21 protein-coding genes are annotated in these 25,880 nt (G+C 30.9%); 17 read left to right on the top strand and 4 right to left on the bottom strand.

The features are described 5' to 3' along the window. The first annotated feature begins 2 nt into the window (after window positions 1-2). The 5 genes from PZA12_RS24060 to PZA12_RS24040 all read left to right on the top strand — a co-directional run bounded on the left by PZA12_RS24060 (window position 3) and on the right by PZA12_RS24040 (window position 6,048). Entirely contained in the window at window positions 3-1,130 is a 1,128-nt protein-coding gene (locus tag PZA12_RS24060) for an ABC transporter ATP-binding protein (RefSeq protein WP_103698407.1), read from the top strand. Between the two features lie 12 nt (window positions 1,131-1,142). Then, window positions 1,143-2,006, top strand: a complete 864-nt coding sequence (locus tag PZA12_RS24055) for an ABC transporter permease (protein ID WP_017212272.1) — start codon at window positions 1,143-1,145, stop codon at window positions 2,004-2,006. 1 nt (window position 2,007) lies between these two features. Then, entirely contained in the window at window positions 2,008-2,808 is an 801-nt protein-coding gene (locus PZA12_RS24050; RefSeq protein ID WP_012061088.1) for an ABC transporter permease, read from the top strand. A 104-nt stretch (window positions 2,809-2,912) separates the two neighbouring features. Then, window positions 2,913-4,289 carry an amidohydrolase family protein gene (locus PZA12_RS24045; RefSeq protein ID WP_181006002.1) on the top strand — a complete coding sequence of 459 codons (1,377 nt, stop codon included), beginning with the start codon at window positions 2,913-2,915 and terminating at the stop codon, window positions 4,287-4,289. Window positions 4,290-4,566: 277 nt separating this feature from the next. After that, window positions 4,567-6,048, top strand: a complete 1,482-nt coding sequence (locus PZA12_RS24040) for an aldehyde dehydrogenase family protein (RefSeq protein ID WP_103698409.1) — start codon at window positions 4,567-4,569, stop codon at window positions 6,046-6,048. A 99-nt stretch (window positions 6,049-6,147) separates the two neighbouring features. Here PZA12_RS24040 and PZA12_RS24035 read toward each other — a convergent pair whose 3' ends face one another. Next, window positions 6,148-6,900, bottom strand: coding sequence for a helix-turn-helix transcriptional regulator (locus PZA12_RS24035; RefSeq protein WP_077838912.1), 753 nt, complete (start codon window positions 6,898-6,900; stop codon window positions 6,148-6,150). 347 nt (window positions 6,901-7,247) lie between these two features. Between PZA12_RS24035 and PZA12_RS24030 the strand changes: the two genes are divergently transcribed. The 9 genes from PZA12_RS24030 (at window position 7,248) to PZA12_RS23990 (ending at window position 18,973) form a co-directional block, all read left to right on the top strand. Then, window positions 7,248-8,603: a putrescine aminotransferase gene (locus PZA12_RS24030; protein ID WP_103698410.1), complete on the top strand. Its 1,356-nt coding sequence runs from the start codon at window positions 7,248-7,250 to the stop codon at window positions 8,601-8,603. A 62-nt stretch (window positions 8,604-8,665) separates the two neighbouring features. After that, complete coding sequence (locus PZA12_RS24025; RefSeq protein WP_103698411.1) at window positions 8,666-9,661, top strand: iron-containing alcohol dehydrogenase; 996 nt, start codon at window positions 8,666-8,668, stop codon at window positions 9,659-9,661. 663 nt (window positions 9,662-10,324) lie between these two features. Then, complete coding sequence (locus PZA12_RS24020) at window positions 10,325-11,251, top strand: ABC transporter permease (protein WP_012061082.1); 927 nt, start codon at window positions 10,325-10,327, stop codon at window positions 11,249-11,251. 13 nt (window positions 11,252-11,264) lie between these two features. Then, on the top strand, window positions 11,265-12,209 hold the full coding sequence (locus tag PZA12_RS24015) for an ABC transporter permease (RefSeq protein ID WP_012061081.1): 945 nt from the start codon (window positions 11,265-11,267) through the stop codon (window positions 12,207-12,209). A 16-nt stretch (window positions 12,210-12,225) separates the two neighbouring features. Further along, the gene (locus tag PZA12_RS24010; RefSeq protein ID WP_103698412.1) at window positions 12,226-13,233 is read left to right on the top strand and encodes an ABC transporter ATP-binding protein; all 1,008 of its coding nucleotides are present in this window, start codon (window positions 12,226-12,228) and stop codon (window positions 13,231-13,233) included. Further along, entirely contained in the window at window positions 13,233-14,216 is a 984-nt protein-coding gene (locus PZA12_RS24005; RefSeq protein WP_012061079.1) for an ABC transporter ATP-binding protein, read from the top strand. The genes PZA12_RS24010 and PZA12_RS24005 overlap by 1 nt, the downstream gene beginning before the upstream one ends. 147 nt (window positions 14,217-14,363) lie before the next feature. Next, complete coding sequence (locus PZA12_RS24000) at window positions 14,364-16,022, top strand: peptide ABC transporter substrate-binding protein (RefSeq protein ID WP_103698413.1); 1,659 nt, start codon at window positions 14,364-14,366, stop codon at window positions 16,020-16,022. A gap of 768 nt (window positions 16,023-16,790) precedes the next feature. After that, complete coding sequence (locus PZA12_RS23995) at window positions 16,791-17,699, top strand: D-2-hydroxyacid dehydrogenase (RefSeq protein WP_077854785.1); 909 nt, start codon at window positions 16,791-16,793, stop codon at window positions 17,697-17,699. Window positions 17,700-17,716: 17 nt separating this feature from the next. After that, window positions 17,717-18,973 (top strand): DUF1015 domain-containing protein, encoded by a 1,257-nt coding sequence (locus tag PZA12_RS23990; protein ID WP_103698414.1) that lies wholly within the window; start codon window positions 17,717-17,719, stop codon window positions 18,971-18,973. 421 nt (window positions 18,974-19,394) lie between these two features. On the opposite strand, the gene PZA12_RS23985 is transcribed toward PZA12_RS23990, so the two are convergent. From PZA12_RS23985 to PZA12_RS23975, 3 genes are all read right to left on the bottom strand, one after another. Next, window positions 19,395-20,600 carry an MFS transporter gene (locus PZA12_RS23985; RefSeq protein ID WP_103698415.1) on the bottom strand — a complete coding sequence of 402 codons (1,206 nt, stop codon included), beginning with the start codon at window positions 20,598-20,600 and terminating at the stop codon, window positions 19,395-19,397. Window positions 20,601-20,619: 19 nt separating this feature from the next. Then, complete coding sequence (locus PZA12_RS23980; RefSeq protein ID WP_077838904.1) at window positions 20,620-21,051, bottom strand: MarR family winged helix-turn-helix transcriptional regulator; 432 nt, start codon at window positions 21,049-21,051, stop codon at window positions 20,620-20,622. Between the two features lie 366 nt (window positions 21,052-21,417). Further along, on the bottom strand, window positions 21,418-22,341 hold the full coding sequence (locus tag PZA12_RS23975) for a DUF2935 domain-containing protein (protein ID WP_103698416.1): 924 nt from the start codon (window positions 22,339-22,341) through the stop codon (window positions 21,418-21,420). Between the two features lie 156 nt (window positions 22,342-22,497). Between PZA12_RS23975 and PZA12_RS23970 the strand changes: the two genes are divergently transcribed. From PZA12_RS23970 to PZA12_RS23960, 3 genes are all read left to right on the top strand, one after another. After that, window positions 22,498-23,841, top strand: coding sequence for a potassium channel family protein (locus PZA12_RS23970; RefSeq protein WP_242984840.1), 1,344 nt, complete (start codon window positions 22,498-22,500; stop codon window positions 23,839-23,841). A 210-nt stretch (window positions 23,842-24,051) separates the two neighbouring features. After that, complete coding sequence (locus tag PZA12_RS23965) at window positions 24,052-24,645, top strand: TetR/AcrR family transcriptional regulator (protein WP_077838901.1); 594 nt, start codon at window positions 24,052-24,054, stop codon at window positions 24,643-24,645. An 80-nt stretch (window positions 24,646-24,725) separates the two neighbouring features. Then, on the top strand, window positions 24,726-25,547 hold the full coding sequence (locus PZA12_RS23960) for a nitroreductase family protein (protein ID WP_103698417.1): 822 nt from the start codon (window positions 24,726-24,728) through the stop codon (window positions 25,545-25,547). Window positions 25,548-25,880: the final 333 nt, after the last annotated feature.

Raw genomic sequence — 25,880 nt, 5'->3', positions numbered from 1 at the left:
AAATGTCTGAGGTTATCGTGAAAATAGATAATATAAATAAAAAATACGGAGATAATCATGTAGTTAGGGATCTATTTATTGACATAAAAAAAGGTGAATTTTTAACTATGCTTGGCCCCTCAGGTTGTGGTAAAACCACAACCTTGAGAATGATAGCAGGCTTTGAAACACCTACTAGTGGAAGCATTTATATTGAGGGTGAAGAGGTTCAAAACACTGAACCCTATGAGAGAGAAGTAAATACAGTTTTCCAAAACTATGCACTATTTCCCCATATGACTATTTATGATAATTTAGCTTTTGGATTATCAGTCAAGAAAGTTAACAAAGCAGAAATTAAACAGCGTGTTACAGAAATTCTCGAGCTAGTGCAGCTAGTGGGATTTGAAAATAGAAAACCAGATCAATTATCTGGTGGACAAAAACAAAGGGTTGCAATAGGAAGAGCCCTTATAAATAGACCAAAGGTTTTGCTGCTAGATGAACCTTTAGGAGCTTTGGATTTAAAATTAAGAAAGCAAATGCAATTTGAATTGAAGCGTCTTCAAAAAAAGTTGGGAATTACATTTGTTTATGTCACTCACGATCAAGAAGAAGCACTTACAATGAGTGATAGAATTGCAATTATGTATGGAGGAGATTTAGAGCAAATAGGAACACCAAAGGAAATATATGAAAAGCCAAAATCTAAATTTGTGGCAGATTTTATTGGCGAGTCAAATATCTTTTATGGAGTTGCGAATAAGCTAGGAAATGATGTACTAAAAGTAAAGTTAGAAAATGGAGATGGTATAGTATTAGATTCTCAGGTTATCGATAATGAAATAATTTATGTTCTAGTAAGGCCAGAAAATATAAAATTATCTAAAGAGCCAGTAGATGGGTTTACCCTTGTAGGAAAGATAAAAGAACATGTTTATATTGGAAATGTTAATAAAACAATAATTATGCTTCCAACAGGAATGGAGATAAAGATGAATACTACTCCAAAAGTGGAATTACTACCAATAGGTTCAGAAGTATATGTGTATTGGGAAAAGGAAGATGCAGTTGTTATTAAATCACAAAGCCAAGAAGTCTTCAATGTTGTAGATAATCCCGTATTTACAGTAGATAATCAAACAAAATAAGGAGGTGCTTAAATGAAAAGTAAAAAGAAAATAAACATGCCTCTTATAACCACAGTTGGTCCAGTTTCAGCATGGATGATTTTGCTAGTAGCTATTCCATTTATTTATGTCTTCGTTATGAGTTTTATGAACAAGGGGGCTTACGGTGGAGTTGTCATTGGATTTACATTAAATAATTTTGTACAAGTATTTGATCCGTTATATTTAAAGGTTTTTGGTGAATCATTTTTGATTTCGACTTTTACGACTATAATCTGCATAGTAATTGCATATCCATTTACTTACTTTATAGCCCAAAAAACAACTATAAAGAAGACAGTTTTTATGGCTATGGTAATAGTTCCTTTTTTAGTAAGTTCATTAATTAGACTTTTTGGATGGATCAATTTACTTCGTAAGGATGGTATTATTAATTCACTATTGTTGAAATTAGGATTGATTAATGAACCACTTCAACTAGTATATAATACAACCGGGGTCATGATAGGTCTAGTATATATGTTATTACCATTCATGATTTTACCTTTATATAGCTCAATTGAAAAATTGGATAAATCGCTTTTGGAAGCCTGTAGTGATTTAGGAGCAAAACCTATTACTTCTTTTATAAAAGTCACCTTACCACTTACGATGCCGGGAATATTTGCAGGCAGTATTCTAGTATTTATTCCTTCATTAGGATATTTCTTTGTTACTGACTTACTTGGAGGAAGTAAAACTCAAGTAATTGGTAATGTTATTAGAACTCAATTTATAACCGCCAGGAATTGGCCACTCGGATCAGCAATTTCAATATTTTTAATTGTAATTACTTTGGTACTTGTATGGTTATACCAAAAATCAGGTGGTAATATGGACGACTTAGGAGGTATGTAAAATGACAAAGATGCAGAAAAAGAATATATCTAGAATATTTAAAAATATTTATATTTATCTTGTTTTCTTATTCTTATATCTTCCTATCTTCTATGTAATTATTTTTTCATTTAATACTTCAAAGTTAAATATTACTTTCGAAAATTTCACTTTTCAATGGTATGGGACCTTCTTCAAAAATAGAACTTTAATGGAGGCGCTTTCAAATACTTTGATTATTGGGATTATAAGTACTATTATTTCAACTATTATAGGAACTATTGGTGCTATAGGGCTAAGTAAATACAGATTTAGAGGAAGAGATGTAATAGATAAATTATTATACATCCCTATAGTAATTCCAGAAGTAGTACTTGGTATTGCTCTACTTTCAATATATTCAGTTCTTAGTATTCCTTTAGGATTAATTAGTATTACTTTATCTCACATTACTTTCAGTATTCCTTTTGTTGTAATAACAGTGAGAGCAAGACTTGCTGGATTTGATAAATATCTTGAAGAAGCAGCTATGGATTTAGGTGCAAATAGGATTGTAACTTTCTGGAGAGTAACGTTACCGCTCATAATGCCAGGAGTTTTGTCTGGTGCTATGCTGGCATTTTCATTATCCATTGATGATGTTGTAATTAGCTTCTTTACAGCTGGACCAGGAAGTACAACACTTCCACTTAAAATTTTCTCAATGGTAAAGACTGGAGTAACACCAGAAGTAAATGCTTTATCCACAGTAATAATGGTTATAACTATTATAATTATAGCTTTAAATACTGCATTTCAAGTTAGGAAGCTTAAGGCACAATAAGAGAATAGTAGAACAGTATGTTTACCTGTTATTTATTTTCACGTTCATAAAGATAATAAGGAATAAAGGTTTACTAACTTGAATAATAAGAGGGTGAGTTAATGATTAAATATGATGTTGTTATTAAGAATGGAACCATAATAGATCCAAAGCGAAAAAAGAGTACTATTGCTAATATTGGAATTCTAAATGGAAAAATAAGAGCGATAACAAGAGAAGAGATGGAAGGTAACGCTGAATTAGATGTAAGTGGCAAAATAGTATGTCCAGGTATTATAGATATTCATGCTCATGTAGAGGGGGATTTAGATTGTGCTAGAGTGCTAGCAGCCATGGGAGTTACTACAGTATACAATGGTAATTGTGGAATGTCTCCAGAAAATATTAAGGAATTCTACAATAAGTATGATAGTTTTTTAATCAATCAAATAGAACAAATTGGACATACTACTCTGAGAGAACAAGCTGGGGTTACTGATAGATATAAATCATCCAGTGATGAAGAAATTGAAAAGATGAAGGTTATCCTTGAAGAAGCATTTGAATTTGGAGTCAGCGGATTATCATTCGGACTTGAATATGTTCCTGGAAGCTCAAGGAAGGAAGTATTAGAAATAGCAAAAGTTGCAGCCAAATATGGAAAGTTAGTATCAATTCATACAAGGTCAGACTCTTATGGTGGCCTTTCTAGCTTAAGAGAAGCTATTGACATAACTAGAAAAACAGGTGCAGCTGTAAATATATCTCATTTAACTTATCAGTTTGGAATGGGAATGGCAACAGAAGCTCTTCATATGATAGAAGAAGCTTTAGCCGAAGGGCTAGATATATCCGTAGATAGCGGAATGTATAGTGGATTTGCGACTTCCATTGGAAGTGCTGTTTTTGATGAAGGCTGCATAGAAAAGTGGGGATGCGATTATAGCAGCTTAATAGCTGGGACTGGTAAATATAAAGGTAAGAGACTAACCAAAGAAATGTATGAAGAACTTAGAGGAAATTATCCGGATGATACGGTCATAGGCATGGTAGGAGAAGAATATGAAGTATTTGAAATCCTAGAAAAACCTTATGTAATGGTCTCTACAGATGCAGGGACATTATACGAGGCTGGAGTTCCAGGTCATCCCCAAGATGCAGGGACATATCCTAAATTCTTTAAAACTATGGTAAGAGAGCAGCATAGAATCACTTTAATAGACGCTATAAGACGATGCACATATATGCCGGCAAAACGCTTAGGATTAATAAATAAAGGATTTATTGGAGTTGGAGCTGATGCAGATATTTTAATATTTGATGCAAAAATAATAGAAGATAAAGCAGATTATCCATGCTTTGGAGCCACAGATACAAGGCCAGAAGGCATTGAATATGTTTTTGTAAATGGAGTCATGACACTAAAAGGGAAAGAAGTATTGGATATAAGTGCAGGGAAAACTATTAAAGATAAGTGTCTTATGTGGAATTGGGAGCAATGAGAAGTATGGAATAAACTAATAAGGTCTACCACAAATATTCTTGAGAATATTAGAATATATATTCTTCGGAATATTACCATAAATATTCTTAAGAATAAGTATTCTTTACCATATATATTCTTCAGAATATGCTTAAGAAATCAGGCTTTACAGATATTTATTAGACTTTGAAATTAATTGTTGATAGAAATTAATCTGTGGAATTCACAGCAAAATAAATTGTTAGCAAAAATAAGTTGAGAGATCTTATATTAATTAAATGAGAGGAAGAGATATTATGGAAATTAAAAAGATGTACATCAATGGTGAATGGGTGGAAGCTATTTCTAAAAAGACGAGAGATGTAATAAATCCAGCTAATGGACAAGTAATTGCAAAGACAACAGAAGGTGGGATTGAGGATACTAAGCTAGCAATTGCAGCCGCAAAAGAATCTTTTTATGGAAAAGGTGAATGGAGGAGAATGAATGCACAAGCTCGTGCTGATATTCTTTTACAAATTGCAGATAAGATAGCAGAAAAAAGAGATAAATTTGCAATGCTCGATACAATAGACAATGGAAAGCCTCTTCGTGAGGCTGAGGGGGATGTTGATGATGGAATTCACTGCTTTAGATATTATGCGGGATTAATTACTAAACCATATGGTGGAGTTTATGATGTAAATGATGGTTTTGGACAAATGCATTCATATACGGTGCATGAACCAGTGGGAGTTTGCGGACAGATTACTCCTTGGAACTATCCATTTTTAATGGCTGTTTGGAAGCTTGCACCAGCAATCGCAGCAGGAAACAGTATCGTATTTAAACCTAGTTCAAACACTCCTTTATCAACAATTGCATTATTTGAAATATTTGATGAAATAGGACTCCCAAAAGGATGTGTTAATTTAGTATTAGGTTCAGGTGGAACTGTAGGGCAGGAAATAGCTGAAAGTAATGATGTAGACATGGTTACTTTCACAGGAAGCACGGAAGTAGGACAAAGTATTGCAAGAGCTGCTATAGGAAATCTTAAAAAAGTTGGGCTAGAACTTGGGGGGAAATCTCCAAATATTATTTTCGCTGATGCTGACTTTGAAGGAGCTGTTGAATGGGCCATGGTTGGTATATTCTTTAATCAAGGAGAAGTTTGCTCAGCAGGTTCACGTATTATTATTGAAGAATCAATTAAAGATAAATTTATTGCACGTCTTTCAGAAAAGGCTAATGCAATGACTATAGGTAATCCGGTAAATAATCCTGACATGGGACCATTAGTTTCGAAAGAGCATATGGAAACAGTATTAAAATATATTGAGATGGGTAAAAAAGAAGGTGCAACTCTAGTTTGTGGTGGTAAAAGATATACAGAAGGGGAATGTACAGAAGGCTATTATGTGAGACCAACTATCTTTGATAACTGTACTTCAGATATGACAATTGTAAAAGAAGAAATCTTTGGACCTGTTGTGACAATACAAACATTTAAAACAGAAGAAGAAGCTATATCATTAGCAAATGATACCATATATGGTTTGGCAGGAGCAGTATTTACATCAGATGGAACTAGAGCATTAAAAGTAATAAAGGAAATTAGAGCAGGCATCACGTGGATTAATTGTTATAATCCAACTTTCAACGAAGCACCATGGGGAGGATATAAAATGAGTGGATATGGTAGAGAGCTAGGTGTCCACGGTTTAGAAGAATACCAAGAAATAAAACAAATAAACATCAATTTAACCCCAGGACCAATTGGCTGGTACGAACACTAAAATTGGTTTTGTGAAGAATATAAAGTGAAGTGCGAACAACCGAAATAGAGTACATATATGTTCTATTTTTGTTGTTCGCACTTCACTTTAAGTATTAAGTTATTCTCTAAATTTTAATAAGTTCCATTTTGTAGACACATTGAACTTACGATATAAGTTCTGAATGTGTTTTTTTAGTGTATATCCACTTATACAAAGTTTATCTGCAATCTCATCATTATTCATATCCTGAAAGATTAATTGTAAAACTTCTACTTCGCGATTAGTTAAATTATACTTCGAGGCTAGATTTGCCATAGAGAAAGATATATTGGAAGAATTTTTTGAATCCTTTGTATAATATTCATAAAAGCGAAGATTGAGATGATCGCTAAAGGCCTTTACAATGAACATCTCATCGGAGGTAAAATCTCCTTCTTCTCGTCTACGATAAATTGTGAGAACTCCTAAAAATAAATCATTATATACGAGATTTAATTGTAATGAGTAATGAAGCCTAAATGGCTCGTAGCATTTCTTATATAGTACTGTTTTAACTCTCTCTTCTTCAGGCATTAAATCGCTTTCACGAATAAGTAGGCATTGTCCACTCAACATTACCCAACGAGTATAATCTTCATCTTCATTTAAAAGGTAATTTTTTTCAGTATCTGAGTAAACCTCAGGGACACAGATGGGATCACATACCAAGTTCTTCGAATTAGTATGGTCAGCCATTAAAATACTGGAGGCTGTATTAGGAATTAGCATTTTTAGTAGGTTCAAAAATGTTATTTTCATTGTATCAAAATCCGGAATGCTATATATCTGATAAATTATATTATTTATTAATAGAAATTCATTATTTTGCATATAGATACCTTCCATAACTATATATTACTAATATTTATATCTGCACAAATATTCTATAAATATGCGAGATTATTAAAGGTATTTTACCATAAATTACATAAATTGTACATGAGGTTATAATACTTAAATATTATTGTAAGTATATACTAACAAGGAAAGAAGATACTTATAAAGTAGTATACGTACTTCTAAAATAATGCAATAACCATACATTGAGAGAATTGTTTTAACTAGGGCATCTGATTTATAATAATATCAATAAAGAAAATAGATTAAATACAACGACGTATTACTGATTTAAAATCATTGTAATGCGTCGTTTTAATTTTAGAAAGGGAGTAATTATTATGGCACAAAGAGAACAAATTATTGAAGATTTAAACAGAGTTATAGGATATATAAAAAGCGATGGATTAACAAACGAGGAAAAAGAATCAATTACAAAGGATACAATAAATTATTTTGATAACTATGTAAGTCCAGGATGGCTTAAATACAGAAAATCAGTATCAACAAATGCAGCAGTTGTAGAATGGACAGATCAGGGAGCCTATTGCACAGGATTATATGGAGAAGAATTTATAGATTGCCTAGGTGGATTTGGAATTTATACATGTGGGCATAGAAATGAGGAAATACTTGATGTTGTAAAAGCACAGCTCGATCATCAAGCATTACATTCACAAGAATTATTAGATCCATTAAGAGGATACCTTGCAAAAGCAGTTGCTGAAATTACACCGGGTGATTTAGAATATTGCTTTTTCACTAATGGAGGAGCAGAAGCAGTAGAAATGGCATTAAAGCTTGCAAGAATTGCAACAGGTGGAAGATGGTACATTTCAACAGTGGGAGCGTTTCATGGTAAATCAATGGGTGCTATTTCAATGGGGGGGAAGAGCACATATAGAGTGCCGTATACACCAATGGTACAGCAAGTTCAACACGTTGAATATGGCAATGCAGAAGATATAAGGAAAGCTATAAGTAATCTATATGCAGTAGGAGAGAAAGTTGCAGCTGTTATACTAGAGCCAATACAAGGTGAAGCAGGGATTATCATTCCACCAGAAGGTTATTTGCAAGAAGTTCGTAAAATATGTGATGAATATGGAGTTGCTCTGATATTTGATGAAATTCAAACTGGAATGGGCAGGACTGGAACAATGTGGAGATGCGAAGCAGAAGGTGTAACTCCTGATATCATGACTTTTGGTAAGGCGTTTGGTGGAGGAATAATGCCAATAACAGGTATTATATGTAGACCCAAAATGTGGACACAGGAATTAGTGGACAATCCATGGCTTTTAGGATCACCAACTTTTGGGGGGAATCCAGTTTGCTGCTCAGCAGCGCTTGCTACAATAAAATATATGCTAGAAAATGATGTTCCAGGACAATGTAAAGAAAAAGGTGAATATTTAAAGTCAGGGTTAGAAATGTTATGGAAGAAGTATCCTACGGTTATAAATGAGGTAAGAGGTACCGGACTTATGTTAGCAGTAGAGTTTCGTGAAAGTGATATAGGATACTCTGTTGCTAAGGGGTTATTTAAAAGAGGCGTTATGACTGCAGGAACTTTAGTAAATGCTAAATGCATCCGCTTTGAACCGGCAGCTGTTATTTCAAAAAAAGATATGGATAATGTTATTGAGAGAATGGATACAGCATTGGAAGATACAAAAAAGGAATTTAATATTTAGAAGTAGAGATGCTATATATCAATGTATATAGCATCTTTTTCATGATAAGGAGATATGTGCTTATGAGACAATTAATGCTAGGTCCTGTGATATACAAATATAATGATTGTAAAACTTTTTGTAGGGAATTCCACATAGGCAAAGATGATCTGATAATTACGAGAAAAGAAATATATAATAATTGCTTGAAATTTAATGTAAATGAGGCAGCAGTTTTGTTTAAAGAGAACTATGGAATTGGAGATATGTCTGAGGATATCGTTGAGAGTATGTATGAACATGTTAGAAGAATATCTCATGAGAGGATTATTGCTATTGGCGAGAAATGTATTTTAGAGATTGGAAAATTATTTTCCTTAACAAATATTTCTCCAGTTGTAGATTTATACAATAATAAGTTAGAAATAATTAAAGAAAAAGAATTAGTATTAGTCCCAACTAAACTTGGTATCGGAAGTGAAGTAAATAATGTTTCTGCATTAGAATTAAAAGAAAATAATATGAAAGTAAGCCTTGTTGCAGATGAATTATATGCTGATAGTACAGTTATGATAACAGAATTACTAAGCAAATTACCACTAGACCTGCTTATAAGTAGCTCTATAAATGCATTAATTCATGCCATTGAATCGTATTTATCTCCCAGAGCAACTGAATATACTAGGCTTTTTTCTTTAAAAGCTGTTGAAATACTATTTACAAGCTATAAAAATATTATAAACAAGGAAATGGTTATGAGTAGTCATATATTAGATGATTTTCTTTTAGCAGGCAATTATTCAGAAATTGCTTTTGCAAATACAGGTGGGGAGGATTTAGATTTAATTAAGCAGGCATTAAGAAAAAAAGATAATACGGGTACGTATGTAGAAGCTAATTATATTACGTTTGTGGAAATGCTCAAATCTTATCAGGGTATATATCCTGATAGTGAGATCAGAACATTGAGTAGATTTTTTGCAAATTTGTTAGAGTGCGATACTAGCGAAGTGCTTGAACAAGTAGAAAATCTATTATGCAAACTAATTGTAAAAAGTTCATCAAGTAAGAGGCGATAGATTAAATATAGAAGAAACAAATATAAACTATAGAAATTTATAAAATTAAGTAAAAGATAAAAAGTCTAATGATAATAATAATTTAAATCTATAAATAAATTAGGACAACAAGCATATATGCTATTTTAGATTATGATATCAAAAAAAGTATGGAGTTTAATAAAAATGCTCTATATTTTTTTAAAATACAAAGAAATTATAATTGGGATAATAAGTTATATCTTTAGGGTGAGAAGAATATGATATTAATCATTAGAAACTAGTTAAAATCAAGAATATTTAGATTTATAATGCATATATTTAGTTCATCATAATGGTAATATTTTATAAAATTTGTATAGAGTTGATATTATCTATTTCAAATATAATATTGACATTTTTAGAGAATAAGATTATTATTATAGTATTAAATTGAGAATAAATTAAATTTTATGGAGTAAAAATTAAATATTGATAAATAGATAACAACGGAGTTATTAGACATTTTAGTTTTGTTTAATGACTCCATTGCCATAATATATTGAAATTTTTAAGCGAATGTGGAAGCGCTTCCAAGAAAACAGAAAATATTTAAAATTTTATTAAGAATTTTAAATAATCATACAGAATTTCCAAATATTAAAAAATAAATTATATAAAATAAAAAAAGAAGGAGAGAAATACATGTTAAAATATATTGGAAAAAGATTTCTTATAAGCCTTGTAACCATATGGGCTATAATCACAATAGTATTTTTTCTAATGAGACTTATGCCAGGAGGACCATTTGATGGTGAAAAGTTAACACCACAAATTAAGGCAAATATGGAAGCTAAATATGGAATGGACAAGCCGGTATTAGAGCAATATGGGATGTACATGAAGAATTTAGTTCAAGGAGATTTTGGCGAATCAATGACTTTTAAGGGAAGAGGCGTTACAGATACTATAGCTAAATCTTTTCCAGCATCTGCAAAAATTGGAGGCGTAGCAGTAGGAATGGCCGTGATAACAGGTATAATTCTTGGAGTGCTTGCAGCTCTTAAAAATGGAAAATGGCCGGATAAATTAATAGTGTTTATTTCTACATTATGCATAACTATACCAAGTTTTGTAATAGGTGCGGTTTTAATATATGTACTAGCAGTTCAGTTAGGGTTATTACCAGCGACTGGATTTGGAGAATGGGAGAATTATGTAATGCCATGTATGGCACTAGCAGCAGCACCATTGTCATTTATCACAAGACTTACAAGAAGTAAATTAATAGATGTATTGAAAGCTGATTATATAAGAACTGCGAAAGCAAAAGGCTTAAGCAAAACTACAATTATATTCAAACATGCATTGAGAAATTCTTTGATACCAATAGTTACATATATTGGACCATTAATAGCAAGCATATTAACAGGAAGTTTTGTAACAGAAAAGATCTTTGCGATTCCAGGGCTTGGAAATGAATTCGTACAGTCAGTTACAAATAGAGATTACAGTATGCTGCTTGGAGTAACTATATTCTATGGAACAATGTTAGTATTTTTTGCTTTCTTTGTAGATGTAATATACGTATTAATTGATCCAAGAATAAAACTACAAGATGCAGAAGTTTAGGGAGGAAGAGAAGATGGAAAATGGATTAAAAGTTAAAAAGGATTTATTTACTCCTCTAAGCGAAGAAGAAAAGAAAATTGAGGTATCAGTAAGACCAAGTATTAGTTATTGGAAAGATGCTTGGATGAGATTAAAAAAAGATAAGTTTGCTATAATATCACTTGTTGTAATAGTAGCTGTAATCCTTGGAGCTATCTTTGTTCCATGGTTATCTAAATACAATTATGCAGCAAATGATTTATCGTCAACATATTTGAAACCTTCAGCAGAGCATTGGTTTGGAACAGATAATCTTGGAAGAGATTTATTCGTTAGAAACTTTTATGGAGCAAGATATTCACTTCTTATTGCGGTTTTAGCGGCAGTTATTAATTTAGTAATAGGAGTATTTTACGGTGGAATAGCTGGTTTCTTTGGTGGAAAAGTAGATGCTATATTAATGAGAATAGTTGATATTATATATGCAATTCCGTTAACTATATATGTAATAATATTTATGGCTATTTTAAACAAGCCAGGTTCAGGCGGAAGTGGACTTCTTACAATAGTAATAGCACTTTCTATATCGTATTGGATTGGAATGGCTAGAATAGTTAGAGGTGATATACTTCAATTAAAGCAACAAGAATTTGTTCTTGCAGCAAAATCATTAGGTGCATCAAATGCAAGAATATTAATAAGGCATTTAATACCTAACTGTATAGGGTCAATAATGGTTACATTAACACTATTAATTCCTGAAGCAGTATTTACTGAAGCATTTTTGAGTTTTATCGGTCTTGGAATAGCTGCTCCAAGAGCATCTCTTGGAACTTTAGCAAATGAAGCAATGGTTGGTATTTATACATATCCATATCAATTAATATTTCCAGCAGCGATGATTTGTATAATTATATTAGCGTTTAACCTTTTTGGTGATGGATTGAGCCAAGCATTAGATCCTAAGAACAAGAGATAGGAGGAAGAAAGAGTATATGGAAAGATTATTGGATGTAAAAGACCTACAAACTTCCTTTAAAACTAGTGCTGGTGAAGTACACTCAGTAAGAGGAGTATCCTTCTACTTAGAAAAAGGAGAGGCATTAGGAATAGTTGGGGAATCAGGTTGTGGTAAAAGTGTTACTATGATGTCTATAATGAGACTTCTAGCTGATAATGGAAAAATTGTTGGTGGAGAAATACATTTTAATGGAAAAGATATCTCTAATATTAGGGAATCTGAAATGGAAACTATAAGAGGTAATGATATAGGAATGATTTTTCAGGATCCTATGACATCATTAAATCCTGTATATACAATAGGTGACCAATTAATGGAGCCTCTTTTAAAACATAGAAAAATTAGTAGAGCAGAAGCAAAAAAAGAAGCTATAAAGATGCTTGGATTAGTTGGAATTCCAAGCCCTGAAAAGAGAATGAAACAATATCCTCATGAATTTTCAGGTGGTATGAGGCAGAGAGCGATGATTGCTATGAGTCTAATTTGTGAGCCAAAGCTTATTATTGCAGATGAACCAACAACAGCATTAGATGTTACTATTCAAGCTCAAATTTTAGATTTAATGAAGGATTTAAGAGAAAAGCTTAATACTGCAATTATATTAATAACTCATGACTTGGGAGTTGTTGCAGATGTTTGTTCAAGGATAAATGTAATGTACGGTGGAATAATAGTAGAGACTGGAACAACAGAAGATATATTCTACAGAGGGAAACATCCGTATACATGGGGACTTTTAAGAAGCGTTCCAAATCCTAAAGAAGATATAAAGGAAAAGCTTATTCCAATTGAAGGGCAACCACCAGATTTATTAAATCCACCAGTTGGATGCCCTTTTGCAGCTAGATGTGACTATGCAATGAAGATATGTATTCAAAAGCAGCCTCCATTATTTGAAGTAGGGGAAAAACATAAAGCAGCATGTTGGTTATGCCATGAGGATGCACCGGAAGTTGAATCACCTATAAGGAGGATAAAGTAGTGGAAGCTAATAAAGATATAATTTTAGAAGTTAAAGACTTATGTAAGTACTTCCCTGCAAAAAAGGGCTTATTTAAGGGTAATAGTTATGTTAAAGCTGTAGATAGAGTTTCATTTACAATTAAAAAGGGAGAGACTTTAGGACTTGTAGGTGAATCTGGTTGTGGTAAAACAACTACAGGAAGAACAATATTGAAGCTTTATGAACCAACATCAGGACAAATAATATTTAATGGAAAAGATATAACAAAGAATTCAGTAAAAGAAATGGTTCCATTAAGAAAAGAAATGCAGATGATATTTCAAGATCCATATGCATCTTTAAATCCAAGAATGACTGTTGGGGACATAATTGGAGAAGCTATAGATATTCATAAGTTGCTAACAGGTGAAGCAAGAACAGAAAGAATAAGAAGTTTATTATCAAAAGTTGGGCTTGCTAGTGATCATATAAATAGATATCCACATGAATTTTCAGGTGGGCAAAGACAAAGAATTGGTATTGCAAGGGCATTAGCTGTTGAACCATCACTAATAGTTTGTGATGAACCTATATCAGCGCTGGATGTTTCTATTCAAGCTCAAGTTATAAATATGCTTGAAGAACTCCAAGAAGAACTTGGGTTAACTTATCTATTTATAGCTCACGATCTTTCAATGGTTAAACATATATCAACCCATATTGGAGTTATGTATCTTGGAAGAATGGTTGAAAAGGGAGAAAGCAATAAAGTTTATTCAGAAGGATTACATCCATATACACAAGCATTGCTTTCGGCAGTACCAATACCAGATCCAGATGTAGCTAAGAATAGCAAAAGAATAGTGCTTGAAGGAGATATTCCATCGCCAATAGATCCACCGCCAGGATGTAGATTTAAGGGTAGATGTAAATATGCAAAGCCAATTTGTTCAGAAGTTGATCCAGAGTTAAAGGAAGTAAAACCAGGTCATTTCGTGGCATGCCACTTGTATGATAACTAATGTTTATCAAGAAAAGTAATTAGTTACAATTTAATAATAATTAAGAAATAAAAAAATAATTAGATATTTAGCATACTGTTAAAGAATTTTGGGAAAAATGATTTAAACAGATATAAATAATAAATAATAAATTAAGGGGGAATATAAATGAAAACAAGCAAAGTAAAACAACTTTGTGCAGTAGCTTTGGCAGCAACACTTGGAATGTCAATCTTAGTTGGTTGTGGTTCAAATAAAGGTGGAGATAAAGCAGCTGCAAGTAAACAAGAAATAACTTATAATTTAGGAGCAGATCCAAGAACTTTAGATCCAGCATTGTGTACAGATACTACTGGAACTACTGTATTAGCAAATGCTTTTTCAGGTTTAGCTGAATTAGATGAGAATGAAAAGGCGATTCCAGGTCAAGCTGAGAAATGGGATGTATCTGATGATAAACTAACATATACTTTCCACTTAAAGAAGGATCTTAAATGGTCAAATGGAGATCCAGTTAAAGCAAGTGATTATGAATATGAGTGGAAGAGATTATTAAATCCTGAAACTGCTTCAGAATACGCTTATGCATTATACTATCTTAAAGGCGGAGAAGCTTATAACAAAGGAAAAGGAAATGCGGATGCTGTTGGGGTAAAGGCAACTGATGATAATACACTAGTTGTTACTTTAGAAGCTCCATGTCCATATTTCTTAGAGTTAACAGCACAATCATACTACTTCCCAGTAGATCAAAAGGTTGTTGAAAGTAATAAAGATTGGGCAAATGATGCAAAGACATTAGTTTCTAATGGTCCATTTAAAATCACAAATTATACAATAAAAGACTCAGTAGTTTTAGAAAAGAACGAAAATTACTATGATAAAGATAAAGTTAAACTTGATAAGTTAAACTTAAAATTTGTTGCAGAAGAAACATCAGCATGGGCAAGTTATAAATCAGGTCAATTTGATGTAGTTGATACAGTTCCAAAATCTGATGTACAAGGTGCTTTAAAAGATGGAAGTGCTAAGTCATTCCCTAATTTAGCAACTTATTTCTTATCAGTAAATGTTTCAGATAAGGCAAAAGCTGTAGATCCAAATGCTGCTAAGGTTTTAAGTGATTCAAAGGTAAGAAAGGCTTTAAATCTTGCAATTGATAGACAATCAATTGTTGATAATGTTACTAAGGCTGGCCAAATTCCTGCTCATGGTATTGTAGGAAAAGGAATTATAGGTCCAGATGGAAAAGACTATACAGAAAAAACTACTTATTTTGATCCAAAGGGAAATGTAGAAGAAGCTAAAAAATTATTAGCTGAAGCTGGATATCCAGATGGTCAAGGATTACCAACACTTCAACTACTTTATAACCCAGAGTCTGGTCACGGTGATACAATGCAAGCGATTCAAGATATGTGGAAAAAGATAGGAGTAAATGCTGAACTTCAAAGCCAAGAATGGAAAGTATTCTTAACAACAAGAGTTCAAAAACAATTTGAGATTGCAAGAGATGGTTGGAATGCTGATTATGTGGATCCTATGACTTTCTTAGATATGTTCCAATCAACATCAGATCAAAATAATTGCGGATATAACAATCCATCATATGATGCTTTAATTGATGCTGCAAAGAAAGAATTAGATCCACAAAAGAGATTTGATATAATGCATCAAGCAGAAGATATGTTAATGAATGATATGCCAGTTATTCCTTTATACTATTACACTAGAACAATAGGTATAAAAGATTATGTTAAAGGCGCTAGAGTATCTGTAATGAACACTATCTACTTTAAAAATGCTTATGTAGAAGGTAAAAAATAATAAACTTTAGTTAAATAAATTGCAAGAACTACTTTAAAATATGCTTATATTTTAAAGTAGTTCTTTTATTTTTTAGGAAGATATAATTAAGTTAAATCCGAAGATAGCTCTTAAAAATAATAGAAATACGCAATCTCAAAAGTGAAGCATGTCCCTATAAAGAAAACTATTTAATATATTCTATTGCAAGCGAGTTTTTACGTTTCCAGCTGAATTAAGTATAAGTACTCGATTACTAGGATTTTGAAAATATATACTTTAGGATTTATATTAAGCAATTTTTAAGACATATTTACATAGATTTAACAGTATAAAAGCATCAATATTAAAATCATAATTTGGCCCATAAAGTATTGAATTAAAGCCAAATAAGTAGTAAAATAAAAAAGATAGGATTTAAGAAGTGAAATAAATATTCCAAGTCCAAAGATAAAATTTAAAGTTTATTATAGAGTAATTTATATGGTGCAGAAGCTTAGAATTATATAGAAATATAAGGAATTTAAGTCTATGCAATTTTTTTAGCTCTACAATTCAGATAAGTTTAATAGGATATGGGAATTGGATATTGTTTATGGCACTTTAGTAGTGGAATTATAATTAATTGTGTGAATTTATGTTAGCTATTATGAAAAGGCGGATAATTTATCTGACTAATAATATTAGTAGTTAATAACTATGATATAACAATTAGTTATTGTTTGAAGCTTATAAATTTTATTAGAAATATTAGCAATAAGCGTATTTAAATTAAGGGGGATTTTAAACATGATCAAAGTATTAACAAACGACGGATTAGAAAATGCGTCAATTGAGGCATTGAATGGATTGGGAGTAGAAGTTGTCAATGAACACTTTAACCAAGATATATTGGGGGCGAAATTAAAGGAATTTGATGCAGTTGTTATTAGATCAGCTACTAAGCTTACAGCTGATGTATTTGAAGCAGAAGCAGGCGGAAATTTAAAATTGGCTATTAGAGCTGGTGTTGGAATAGATAACATAGATATTCCTGCTGCAGAAGGAAAAGGAGTAACAGTAAGAAATACTCCATCAGCAAGCTCAGATTCAGTTGCAGAACTTGCAATTGGTCATATGTTTGCACTTGCAAGATTTATTGCGATATCTAACTACACTATGAGAAATGGTGAATGGAATAAAAAGAAATATGAAGGAACTGAAATTGCGGGTAAAACACTTGGAATCGTTGGAATGGGAAGAATAGGCCAATCTTTAGCTAAAAAGGCAACTGCTTTAGGTATGAAGGTTGTATATTATACAATTGAAGGAAAACATGATGATTTAGATTATGATTTTGTATCTTTAGAAGAAGTATTAAAGGTTTCAGATTTTATTTCACTTCATGTACCTTATGATAAAGCGGCTGGTTCACTAATAGGAAAAAAAGAATTGGAATTAATGAAGAATACAGCATATCTTATTAATTGTGCTAGAGGTAAGGTTGTTGATGAAGCAGCATTAATAGAAGCACTTAATAAAGGTGAAATTGCTGGAGCTGGTATTGATGTATTTGAAGAGGAACCAACTAAGAATGAAGAATTAATTAACCATCCAAAAGTTAGTGCTACCCCACATATTGGAGCTGCAACTAAAGAAGCTCAAACAAGAATAGGTGAAGAAGTAGTTTCAGTAATAAAGGAATTCTTTAATCTATAATTTAGGAGGAATTTTTGATGGCGATAGTTAAAGCTTTTAGAGGAATTAGACCAGTTAAGGAATTAGCTTCAAAAATAGCAGCTTTACCATATGATGTAATGAGTAGTGATGAAGCAAGAGAAATGGTGGTTGGAAATCCACACTCATTTCTCCACGTTGATAGACCAGAAATAGATTTAGATCCAGAAATAGATGTACATGATCCTAAAGTATATGCAAAGGCTAAAGAAAATCTTGATAGAATGATAAGAGATGGAGAATTTATTCAAGATCAGGAACCTTGTTTATACATATATAGGCAAATAATGAATGGAAGATCTCAAACAGGAATTGTATTCTGTGCATCCATAGATGATTATATGAATAATATAATTAAAAAACACGAGTTTACGAGGGCGGATAAGGAACAAGATAGAATTAATCATGTTGATTATTGTGATGCAAATACTGGGCCAATTTTCTTAACATACAAGGAAGATCAAATTGCATCAGAAATAATAGATGCTTGGATTCAGAATGAAAGTAAAAGAAAACCTATATATAATTTCGTAGCCGAAGATGGTATAACTCACATTGTATGGGTTGTAGATAATGAAATTATTATAGACGAAATAGTTGACCTATTTAAGGAAATAGATTATTTATATATTGCAGATGGTCATCATAGATCGGCTTCCGCTGTAAAAGTTGGGCTTAAGAGAAGAGCCGAAAATCCAAATTATACTGGTGAGGAAGAGTTTAACTATTTCTTAGCGGTTGCATTCCCTGATAATGATTTAATGGTTATGGATTATAACAGAGTTGTTAAAGATTTAAATGGAATGACTAAAGAAGAATTGATTACGAAGTTAGAGAAAAGCTTTATTGTAACTAAATCTGAAAATAATGTGCCTGTAAAGCCTGCTAAGAAGCATACATTTGGGATGGATGTTGAAGGAGAATGGTATTTATTAGAGGCAAAAGATGGGACGTTTGATGAAAATAATCCTATAGCACAACTTGATGTTGCAATTCTTCAAAGTAATGTACTAACACCAATCTTAGGAATTGAAGATGTCAGAACATCAGATAGAATTGACTTTATAGGCGGTATCAGAGGAATCAAAGAGCTTGAAAAGAGAGTTAATTCAGATATGAAGATTGCTTTTTCTATGTATCCAACAGAGGTTCATGATATTATGGATGTTGCTGATATTGGAGAGGTAATGCCACCAAAATCAACATGGTTTGAGCCTAAATTAAGAAGTGGATTATTTATTCATGAATTAAAATAGTTGTCCTCCAACAATAATCTTTGACGACATGATAAAAAAGATTGAAGATTTTAAGGCAAAAGGACAAGAAAAAAGAATCAAAAATATTGAAATTTATATTGAAATTTAAATAGAAAAGAATTAGAGGGATAAGATTAAAATATTGACTTTCAAGGCTTGAGAGAGTATTGAAATAAAATATGATAAATCTTATCCCTTTTCTCATGTCTTTTTTCTGTTTAGTTTTCTGCAAACTTTATTATAAAAATCTGTGATTAATGTGGATATATCTAAGTTAAAAAGGAAGGTTTTGTGGATAAATTTATGCAGACCTTAAATAAGATAAAATGATTCAGAATTTAATAAATAGAAAATTAGAATTAATAAAGGAACTGAAGGATGTTAGCAAAGTGGAATTCCACTAATGCAACAACCTTTAAATTTAAGAAAGTTTCTCTTCTATAATTTCTGGTTCACCAGAATTATCTACAAAAACATAATAAGAGTATATCAATAAAAGCAAAATTATAAAAATGGCAGAAAATCTATACATAATTGCATAACTTTTATGCTCAGCAATGGAACTCAGAAGAATTGATCCAAGTGTATAGGATAAATCCATGGAAGATAAGAATGTTCCGTTAGCAGCTCCTTGCCTATTAGAAGGAGAGCGGTTTACAGCCCAAGCCTGAAGGGAAGGCTGAACGGCACCATACCCAAGTCCATAGAATAAGGATGAGAGTATAAGCATTAAAATAGAGTTTGCATAGGAGAGCGTTATAAGACCTATTATTAAGCAAATTGATCCTGGTAATATTACTATAGCATGTCCTTTTTCATCAAATATTTTTCCAACAAGAGGTCGTGTTATTAAAATCATTGCAACAAATCCAATAAAATAAATCCAAATAGAAGATATTTTTAGCTCCTGCCCGTATAACATTATATAACTCATAATTCCACATAATGTGATTACAAGAAAAAAGCATAATAAAGAAGGTAAGGCTGCTTTTTTTTCAAAGGAATCTTTTAATGAGCATTTGGAAATCGTACTAGATGTTGAAGCGATTTTTATAGTTGATTTAACTTGGCTGAGAAATATAATACCAATACCTACTAAAGTTATTGAAATAAGAACTATGTTTTTAAAACTGTATAAATTCATTATTACTATTGCAACCATAGGGGATAATGCCATAGATATTATCATTGAAAGAGAATAGTAGCCCATGCCTTCACCGCGTTTCTCTTTTGGCACAATATTAGAAAAAATTGCAGCAGCACCAGTAGATGCAAGCCCCCAACCTATGCCTTGAATAACGCGAACCAATATTATTGCATCTATTGGAAGCCAGATATATGATAGTGTGCTTCCAGCAAGTATTAGAGCGCCTAAAAGCAGTAGAGGTTTGATTTCAATCCTATCCATAATATTCCCTATGAATAATCTAACAAGTAAAGAAGTTATTGAAAATGTACTTACAACTAGGCTTGCTTCTAAATTATTACCACCACATAGCTTGGCATATGCAGGAAGCGTTGGAGTTAACATATAAAAAGCTAAGTATATAAATAAATTTGAAAGTAGCATAAATATATAATTTTTGGTCCAAAGTTTTGAGGTTTTTAAATTCTTTTTTATTTCCATATTAAATTCTCCTTTTTTATTATAAGTCATTTATATTGTTATCAATTTTTAAAAGAACCGCATTATATACATCCAGTTTTTCAGGAGATATATCTTTAAGTAATTTATTAAATAAATCTTCTAAAAAAGGAGAAACCTCTTCAACAAGATTTAAACCACTATCTGTTATATGAATTTCAAAGGAACGTCTATCTTCTTTGCTTGGGTGTCTTTCAATGAAAGCCTTTCTTTCAAGTATATCAAGTATTCTAGCTAAAGTGGATTGGTCTTTGCCTGAAACCTCAGCTAAAAGTTTCTGACTTATTTTATTCTGATTAGAGAGTTTTAATATTACTGTCCATTGCTCAGTCGTAATATTAAATTTTTCTAATTTATTATTTAGATAAGATGTTAATTTCTTAGAAACTTTATTTGTTAACATTCCAATATCTTGGTCATAAGATTCAAACATATAATTACCTCCAGTAAATAAAGTTGTTGTAAATATAATTGGCTTACAAATAATTGCTACAACAACTAATTATAAACACATCTGAAAAAAATTCAAGATTAACTTCATTATAAAATAAAAACTATGATGAAAAGAAGATTTATTAATAGTAAAAAGATCCACATTATAAACAAAGTTATCAACAGATTCTGTTGATAACTTTGTTTATAATGTGTGAACAATAACATAAATATTTAATACTTATGCCATTTTTATATTTGATTGATAAATATATGTTCTACTAATCAATCGAGAGATATATTTAGACGAAATTAATTTAACTGTCTTGGCCATTTTGAGTTATAAATTACTTCAAATTAAATAAATTTAAATGTTGCTGAAGGATTTTAATAAGTTTATATAGTGATTTGATTCTCTAAGAACATGATCAGCAAAGAGTGGTAGAATTATTGATTTTATTTTACAAGTTAAAAGGCCTTCAGTACTCTGGGCTTTGAAATTTCTGAGATTAGTGGCTGCACTTAAGGTAGTCTCGGTAAGTTCAGACAAATCTTCTGTTGATTTATCCATATCAGAAGCCTCATCTCTCAATGCCTCGAATTCTTTTCCAAAATTATTAGCTATATTGAATAATTCTACTTCGGTAGGATCTAGCATTCCTCTAATAGTAAATGAATGTTCTGCTAACTTATCATCCCAAAAATTTTCAAGTATCAGTATATCTCTCTTAGTACCAATTCCGACACCACTTTGCAATCGTGTTAGAAGCTCTGTAAATATTATTGCTTCACTAAGCACATGGTTTAGAACTGCAGGATATAAAGTTGTAAATACCTTGCAAGATAAGACGTCATTTCTAAGTTTTGTTTTAAATTTAATAATCATATTAGTTGCGGCTATAGATTGGTGGTTAAGCATATATACGTTATCGGTTAGCATAGATGTATCACTATTTCTCATACCAGATATTAATGACTTTTCCATAGAAGTTATATTAGAGTCTATAAAAATTCCAGTAGCAAATTGAGTAGCTTTTTCAGCATCCATAGTATATTTTGTTATTATTTCATTCGAATCTAATGTTTCGAAAGGGATAACTCCATCTGATAGTAATATGGCACGAGATAGTAAAGTTGTAAATTCATTTTTAAAAGCATCAGCTTGACTTATAAGATCTTTGTTCTTTGGTGGTAGGGCTGCTTCAATAAATATCGAGTGTTCCCGCATAATTCTTAGAAAGAATAAGTTTAATTCTAAAGATTGGTTAATAAACTCTTGTTTTGATAGCATTTTTTACTCCTGAATATATTCGTTATATCTTTATAATATATTCAAAAATATAAATTAAGTGATATATTAATTTTTATCAATTCGCATTATTATGGAAGCTTATTAGTAAATAATATATAATAAAATAAAAGTTATATATACTTTAGGATGAGGTAGATGATGGATAAAGAAGTATTAACAGAATACCTTAGTGGATTAGAGCTAGGAAATGATATTAAAGAAAAAGATGGCTTTATATTGATAGATAAAGATGGTGTTATAATGGAATATAAAATCATTTCTAAAGAGCAAGAGCTATTGGAATACATTGATAACCATGAAGGTCATATAGAAAATAGAAGTGGTTTATTAGTGACATTTGAATGTAATAATATTTTAGGAGAATTTTATAATACTATATTTTTAAAGAAGTTTAGATTTGATAGCTATTCTAATAATGAAATAAATAATTCCTCGCGATTGATATTTAATAATTGTGAGTTTGTTGAGGATATAGAATTATTAGGTGGAGATTATAAAAGAATAAAAATTAATAATTGCTTAATAAGAAATAACATGTTTGTAAGGTTCATAAATTGTGATAAGTTAAGAATAAGTGAAACTATAGTTAAAGAAAGCATAGTAGTGGAAAATTCTGAGTTTGGAAAGTTCTATGGAAATGCATCTATATTTAAAGAAAATTTACTTTTTCAAGAAGTTAATATACTAAATGATTTTATTTTAGATAAAATCAAAGGTGAAAAAGAATTGTGTTTTGTTGATTGTAGGTTCGAAGGGTTAAGTAAGTTAGAGTTAGATATAAATGGAGAATTAAGTTTTTTACAATGTTCTTTTTATAAAAAATCAGAAATTAATTTTGATGATATTAAAGGTAAGTTTAGTTTGTACAAGACTAATTTCTCAGATAAGTGTTATCTAGAGTACGAGTTGTTGGAAAATAAAAAGTACAAGCCTTTGATTTTTGATAATGACTTTAAAAAAACAAAATGGAATTTTTTGATTGTATCAGATATATATAAATCGAGCGGAAGGATAGATCAATATCTAGAAACGCTGTATTATTTTAAGAAGTATGAGAGACTGGAAAGAAAAAGTAAAAATAAAGGTAATTTTAATTTGCTGTATTATTTAATTGGAATAACCACGAAGTATTATACAAGTTGGGAGAGAACACTATTATCTATGGTAGTGGTGATTGTATCATTTTTTTTACTATACTGTTTTTTTCCGAATCTGCTTATGTGTAAAGATGTTCAGTTGAGTTCAAAAAATCTATTCATAACGGTATTTGAAATGCTTAAGAATTCAAATTTTGATGTTAATTTTTTAATTAGTAAATTTGGTAATACATTATATTTTACAATAATAACATTTACGACAGTTGGATATGGTGATATAATTCCACTAAGTTGGATGAAGATGGTTGTTGGTTTAGAATCATTTTTAGGAGTATTTTTTACATCAAGCTTTGTAGTATCTCTATCACGAAGATTTATGTGATAAAAATAAATAAGTTAATTTTAAAGCTGAGGTTTTAAAATTAACTCTTGAAAATTTATGAATATGAATAAAGAGAAATCACTGCATTTTTGCAGTGATTTTTATTTATCAAAATTCGTTAGCTTGACAAATAAATGTTGAATAGTATACTGTATGGTATACAGTATGCTATTCAACACATAAAGTATTATAGAAACAGGAGGTGAAAATATGGGAGAAAACGATGCTAAAGAAAAGTTGATAGATGTTACTATACGTATGATATGTGAAGGTAAAAAGCCTAGTGAAATTACTGTAAAAGATATTACTGAGAAAGCGGGACTTGGTAATGGAATGGTAAATTATCATTTCCAGAGTAAAGATAATTTAATTCGTCTAGCAGTAAAAAAGGTTATGAGTTGTGCAACGAGATCTTTAAGTGAGAAAATGAAATCAAAGAGTAATGAATCATCAATTAATAGACTTACTTTCATATTAAAAGAAGTTGCAAACTTTATTGCAGATAATTCTGAAATTTCTAAGATTGCGATTTTAGATGATCTAGAGAATAATCAGATGACAGCACATTTACTAGGTTCAGAGGAGTCGTATAATAAGTGTCTTAGAGAACTTTATGGAGATGACATGCATAAATTCTGGATTAAGAACTACTTGATTGCAGGATATCTAAATTACATATTTTTAAAAGCAGAAAATATAAAAAATGAAATGGGATTTGACTTCTATAAAAAAGAAGATAGAGAAAAGGCAATTGAAAATTTAGTTAATGAACTAGCAAATTGTAAAATGTCAAAGATGAAATAGGCAGGCAAATTTATATAAATATATTGTTAGCACTTAAAAATAATAATAGATAAATTTAATATAAAAGGAGTAATTATGCTATGATGATTGTAGATAAAGAAAAGTGTGTGGGATGTGGACTTTGTGTTAAAGATTGCTTTCCTAATGATATTGAAATAAATGGGAACAAGGCAGAGATTAAAAATGTTAGATGTATGAAGTGTGGGCACTGTATTGCAGTTTGCCCTAAAGGAGCAGTATCTACAGATGAATATAATATGGAAGATGTAAAAGATTATAATGAGTCTGAGTTTAACATAGAATCGGAGAAACTTCTTAATTTTATTAAATTTAGAAGAACTACAAGACAATTTAAAGATAAAGAAGTAGAAAAAGAAAAGATATTAAAAATTATAGAGGCTGGTAGATTCACTCAAACTGGAACTAATAGTCAAAATGTTTCATATGTAGTTGTAGAAGATAATATTGAATTATTGAAGGAAATGGCTTTAAAAAACTTAGAAACTAGAGGGGAAGAAATACTTAAAAATCTAAATCCACAAACTTTGCCTTTCAAGAGATATGCACAAATGTGGATTAAAATGTATAATGATTATAAAGAGGATTCTAAGAAAAATGATAAATTATTTTTTAATGCACCTGCGTTGATTCTTGCAGTTTCAGACTCGACTGTGAATGCTTCTTTAGCGTCATCAAATATGGAACTTATGACTAATGCTTTAGGCCTTGGAACATTTTTTAGTGGATTCTTTACAATGGCAGCACAAGGAAATCATGAAATAAGAGAATTACTTGGTTTAAAAGGTAAAGAAGAAATTGTAACATGTATGGTTGTTGGATATCCTAATGTGAAATATGTTAGAACTGTTCCAAGAAGAGATGCAAATATTTCGTGGAAATAAAAATTAATATCATATAGCAAAAATAGAGTTATCTTAGATCGGATTTCTGGTATAAGATGACTCTATTTTATTGATAAAAATTAAAAATCTTTGTAATCAAAAGTAATTATTTATGATAATAACGTAATTAGGTTGGATTAGATATAGGATTAGCTTAACATTTATCTTTGGTAGTAAAAGTGAATATTAAGATTAAATATATTCAATTAGCTTATTTTCGACTACTTGAATATAGTAAAATACAATGTTATCATGAAAATATTATATTTACCCTGTTAAGCTATATTATTACAAATAAGTTGCGTTTATACTTATTATTTGTAGTAATGTGTA

The sequence above is a fragment of the Clostridium beijerinckii genome (assembly GCF_036699995.1).
In the GTDB taxonomy this organism is placed as follows: Bacteria; Bacillota; Clostridia; order Clostridiales; family Clostridiaceae; genus Clostridium; species Clostridium helianthi.
Note: the sequence above shows the minus strand (reverse complement) of the source record. Positions and strands in the feature narration are given on the sequence as shown.

What these genes read in the sequence shown, in the direction of transcription:
- PZA12_RS24060 (WP_103698407.1), top strand. Translation starts at nt 3, where the DNA reads ATGTCTGAGGTTATCGTGAAAATAGATAATATAAATAAAAAATACGGA.
- PZA12_RS24055 (WP_017212272.1), top strand. Translation starts at nt 1,143, where the DNA reads ATGAAAAGTAAAAAGAAAATAAACATGCCTCTTATAACCACAGTTGGT.
- PZA12_RS24050 (WP_012061088.1), top strand. Translation starts at nt 2,008, where the DNA reads ATGACAAAGATGCAGAAAAAGAATATATCTAGAATATTTAAAAATATT.
- PZA12_RS24040 (WP_103698409.1), top strand. Translation starts at nt 4,567, where the DNA reads ATGGAAATTAAAAAGATGTACATCAATGGTGAATGGGTGGAAGCTATT.
- PZA12_RS24035 (WP_077838912.1), bottom strand. Translation starts at nt 6,900, where the DNA reads ATGCAAAATAATGAATTTCTATTAATAAATAATATAATTTATCAGATA.
- PZA12_RS24030 (WP_103698410.1), top strand. Translation starts at nt 7,248, where the DNA reads ATGGCACAAAGAGAACAAATTATTGAAGATTTAAACAGAGTTATAGGA.
- PZA12_RS24025 (WP_103698411.1), top strand. Translation starts at nt 8,666, where the DNA reads ATGAGACAATTAATGCTAGGTCCTGTGATATACAAATATAATGATTGT.
- PZA12_RS24020 (WP_012061082.1), top strand. Translation starts at nt 10,325, where the DNA reads ATGTTAAAATATATTGGAAAAAGATTTCTTATAAGCCTTGTAACCATA.
- PZA12_RS24015 (WP_012061081.1), top strand. Translation starts at nt 11,265, where the DNA reads ATGGAAAATGGATTAAAAGTTAAAAAGGATTTATTTACTCCTCTAAGC.
- PZA12_RS24010 (WP_103698412.1), top strand. Translation starts at nt 12,226, where the DNA reads ATGGAAAGATTATTGGATGTAAAAGACCTACAAACTTCCTTTAAAACT.
- PZA12_RS24000 (WP_103698413.1), top strand. Translation starts at nt 14,364, where the DNA reads ATGAAAACAAGCAAAGTAAAACAACTTTGTGCAGTAGCTTTGGCAGCA.
- PZA12_RS23995 (WP_077854785.1), top strand. Translation starts at nt 16,791, where the DNA reads ATGATCAAAGTATTAACAAACGACGGATTAGAAAATGCGTCAATTGAG.
- PZA12_RS23990 (WP_103698414.1), top strand. Translation starts at nt 17,717, where the DNA reads ATGGCGATAGTTAAAGCTTTTAGAGGAATTAGACCAGTTAAGGAATTA.
- PZA12_RS23985 (WP_103698415.1), bottom strand. Translation starts at nt 20,600, where the DNA reads ATGGAAATAAAAAAGAATTTAAAAACCTCAAAACTTTGGACCAAAAAT.
- PZA12_RS23980 (WP_077838904.1), bottom strand. Translation starts at nt 21,051, where the DNA reads ATGTTTGAATCTTATGACCAAGATATTGGAATGTTAACAAATAAAGTT.
- PZA12_RS23975 (WP_103698416.1), bottom strand. Translation starts at nt 22,341, where the DNA reads ATGCTATCAAAACAAGAGTTTATTAACCAATCTTTAGAATTAAACTTA.
- PZA12_RS23970 (WP_242984840.1), top strand. Translation starts at nt 22,498, where the DNA reads ATGATGGATAAAGAAGTATTAACAGAATACCTTAGTGGATTAGAGCTA.
- PZA12_RS23965 (WP_077838901.1), top strand. Translation starts at nt 24,052, where the DNA reads ATGGGAGAAAACGATGCTAAAGAAAAGTTGATAGATGTTACTATACGT.
- PZA12_RS23960 (WP_103698417.1), top strand. Translation starts at nt 24,726, where the DNA reads ATGATGATTGTAGATAAAGAAAAGTGTGTGGGATGTGGACTTTGTGTT.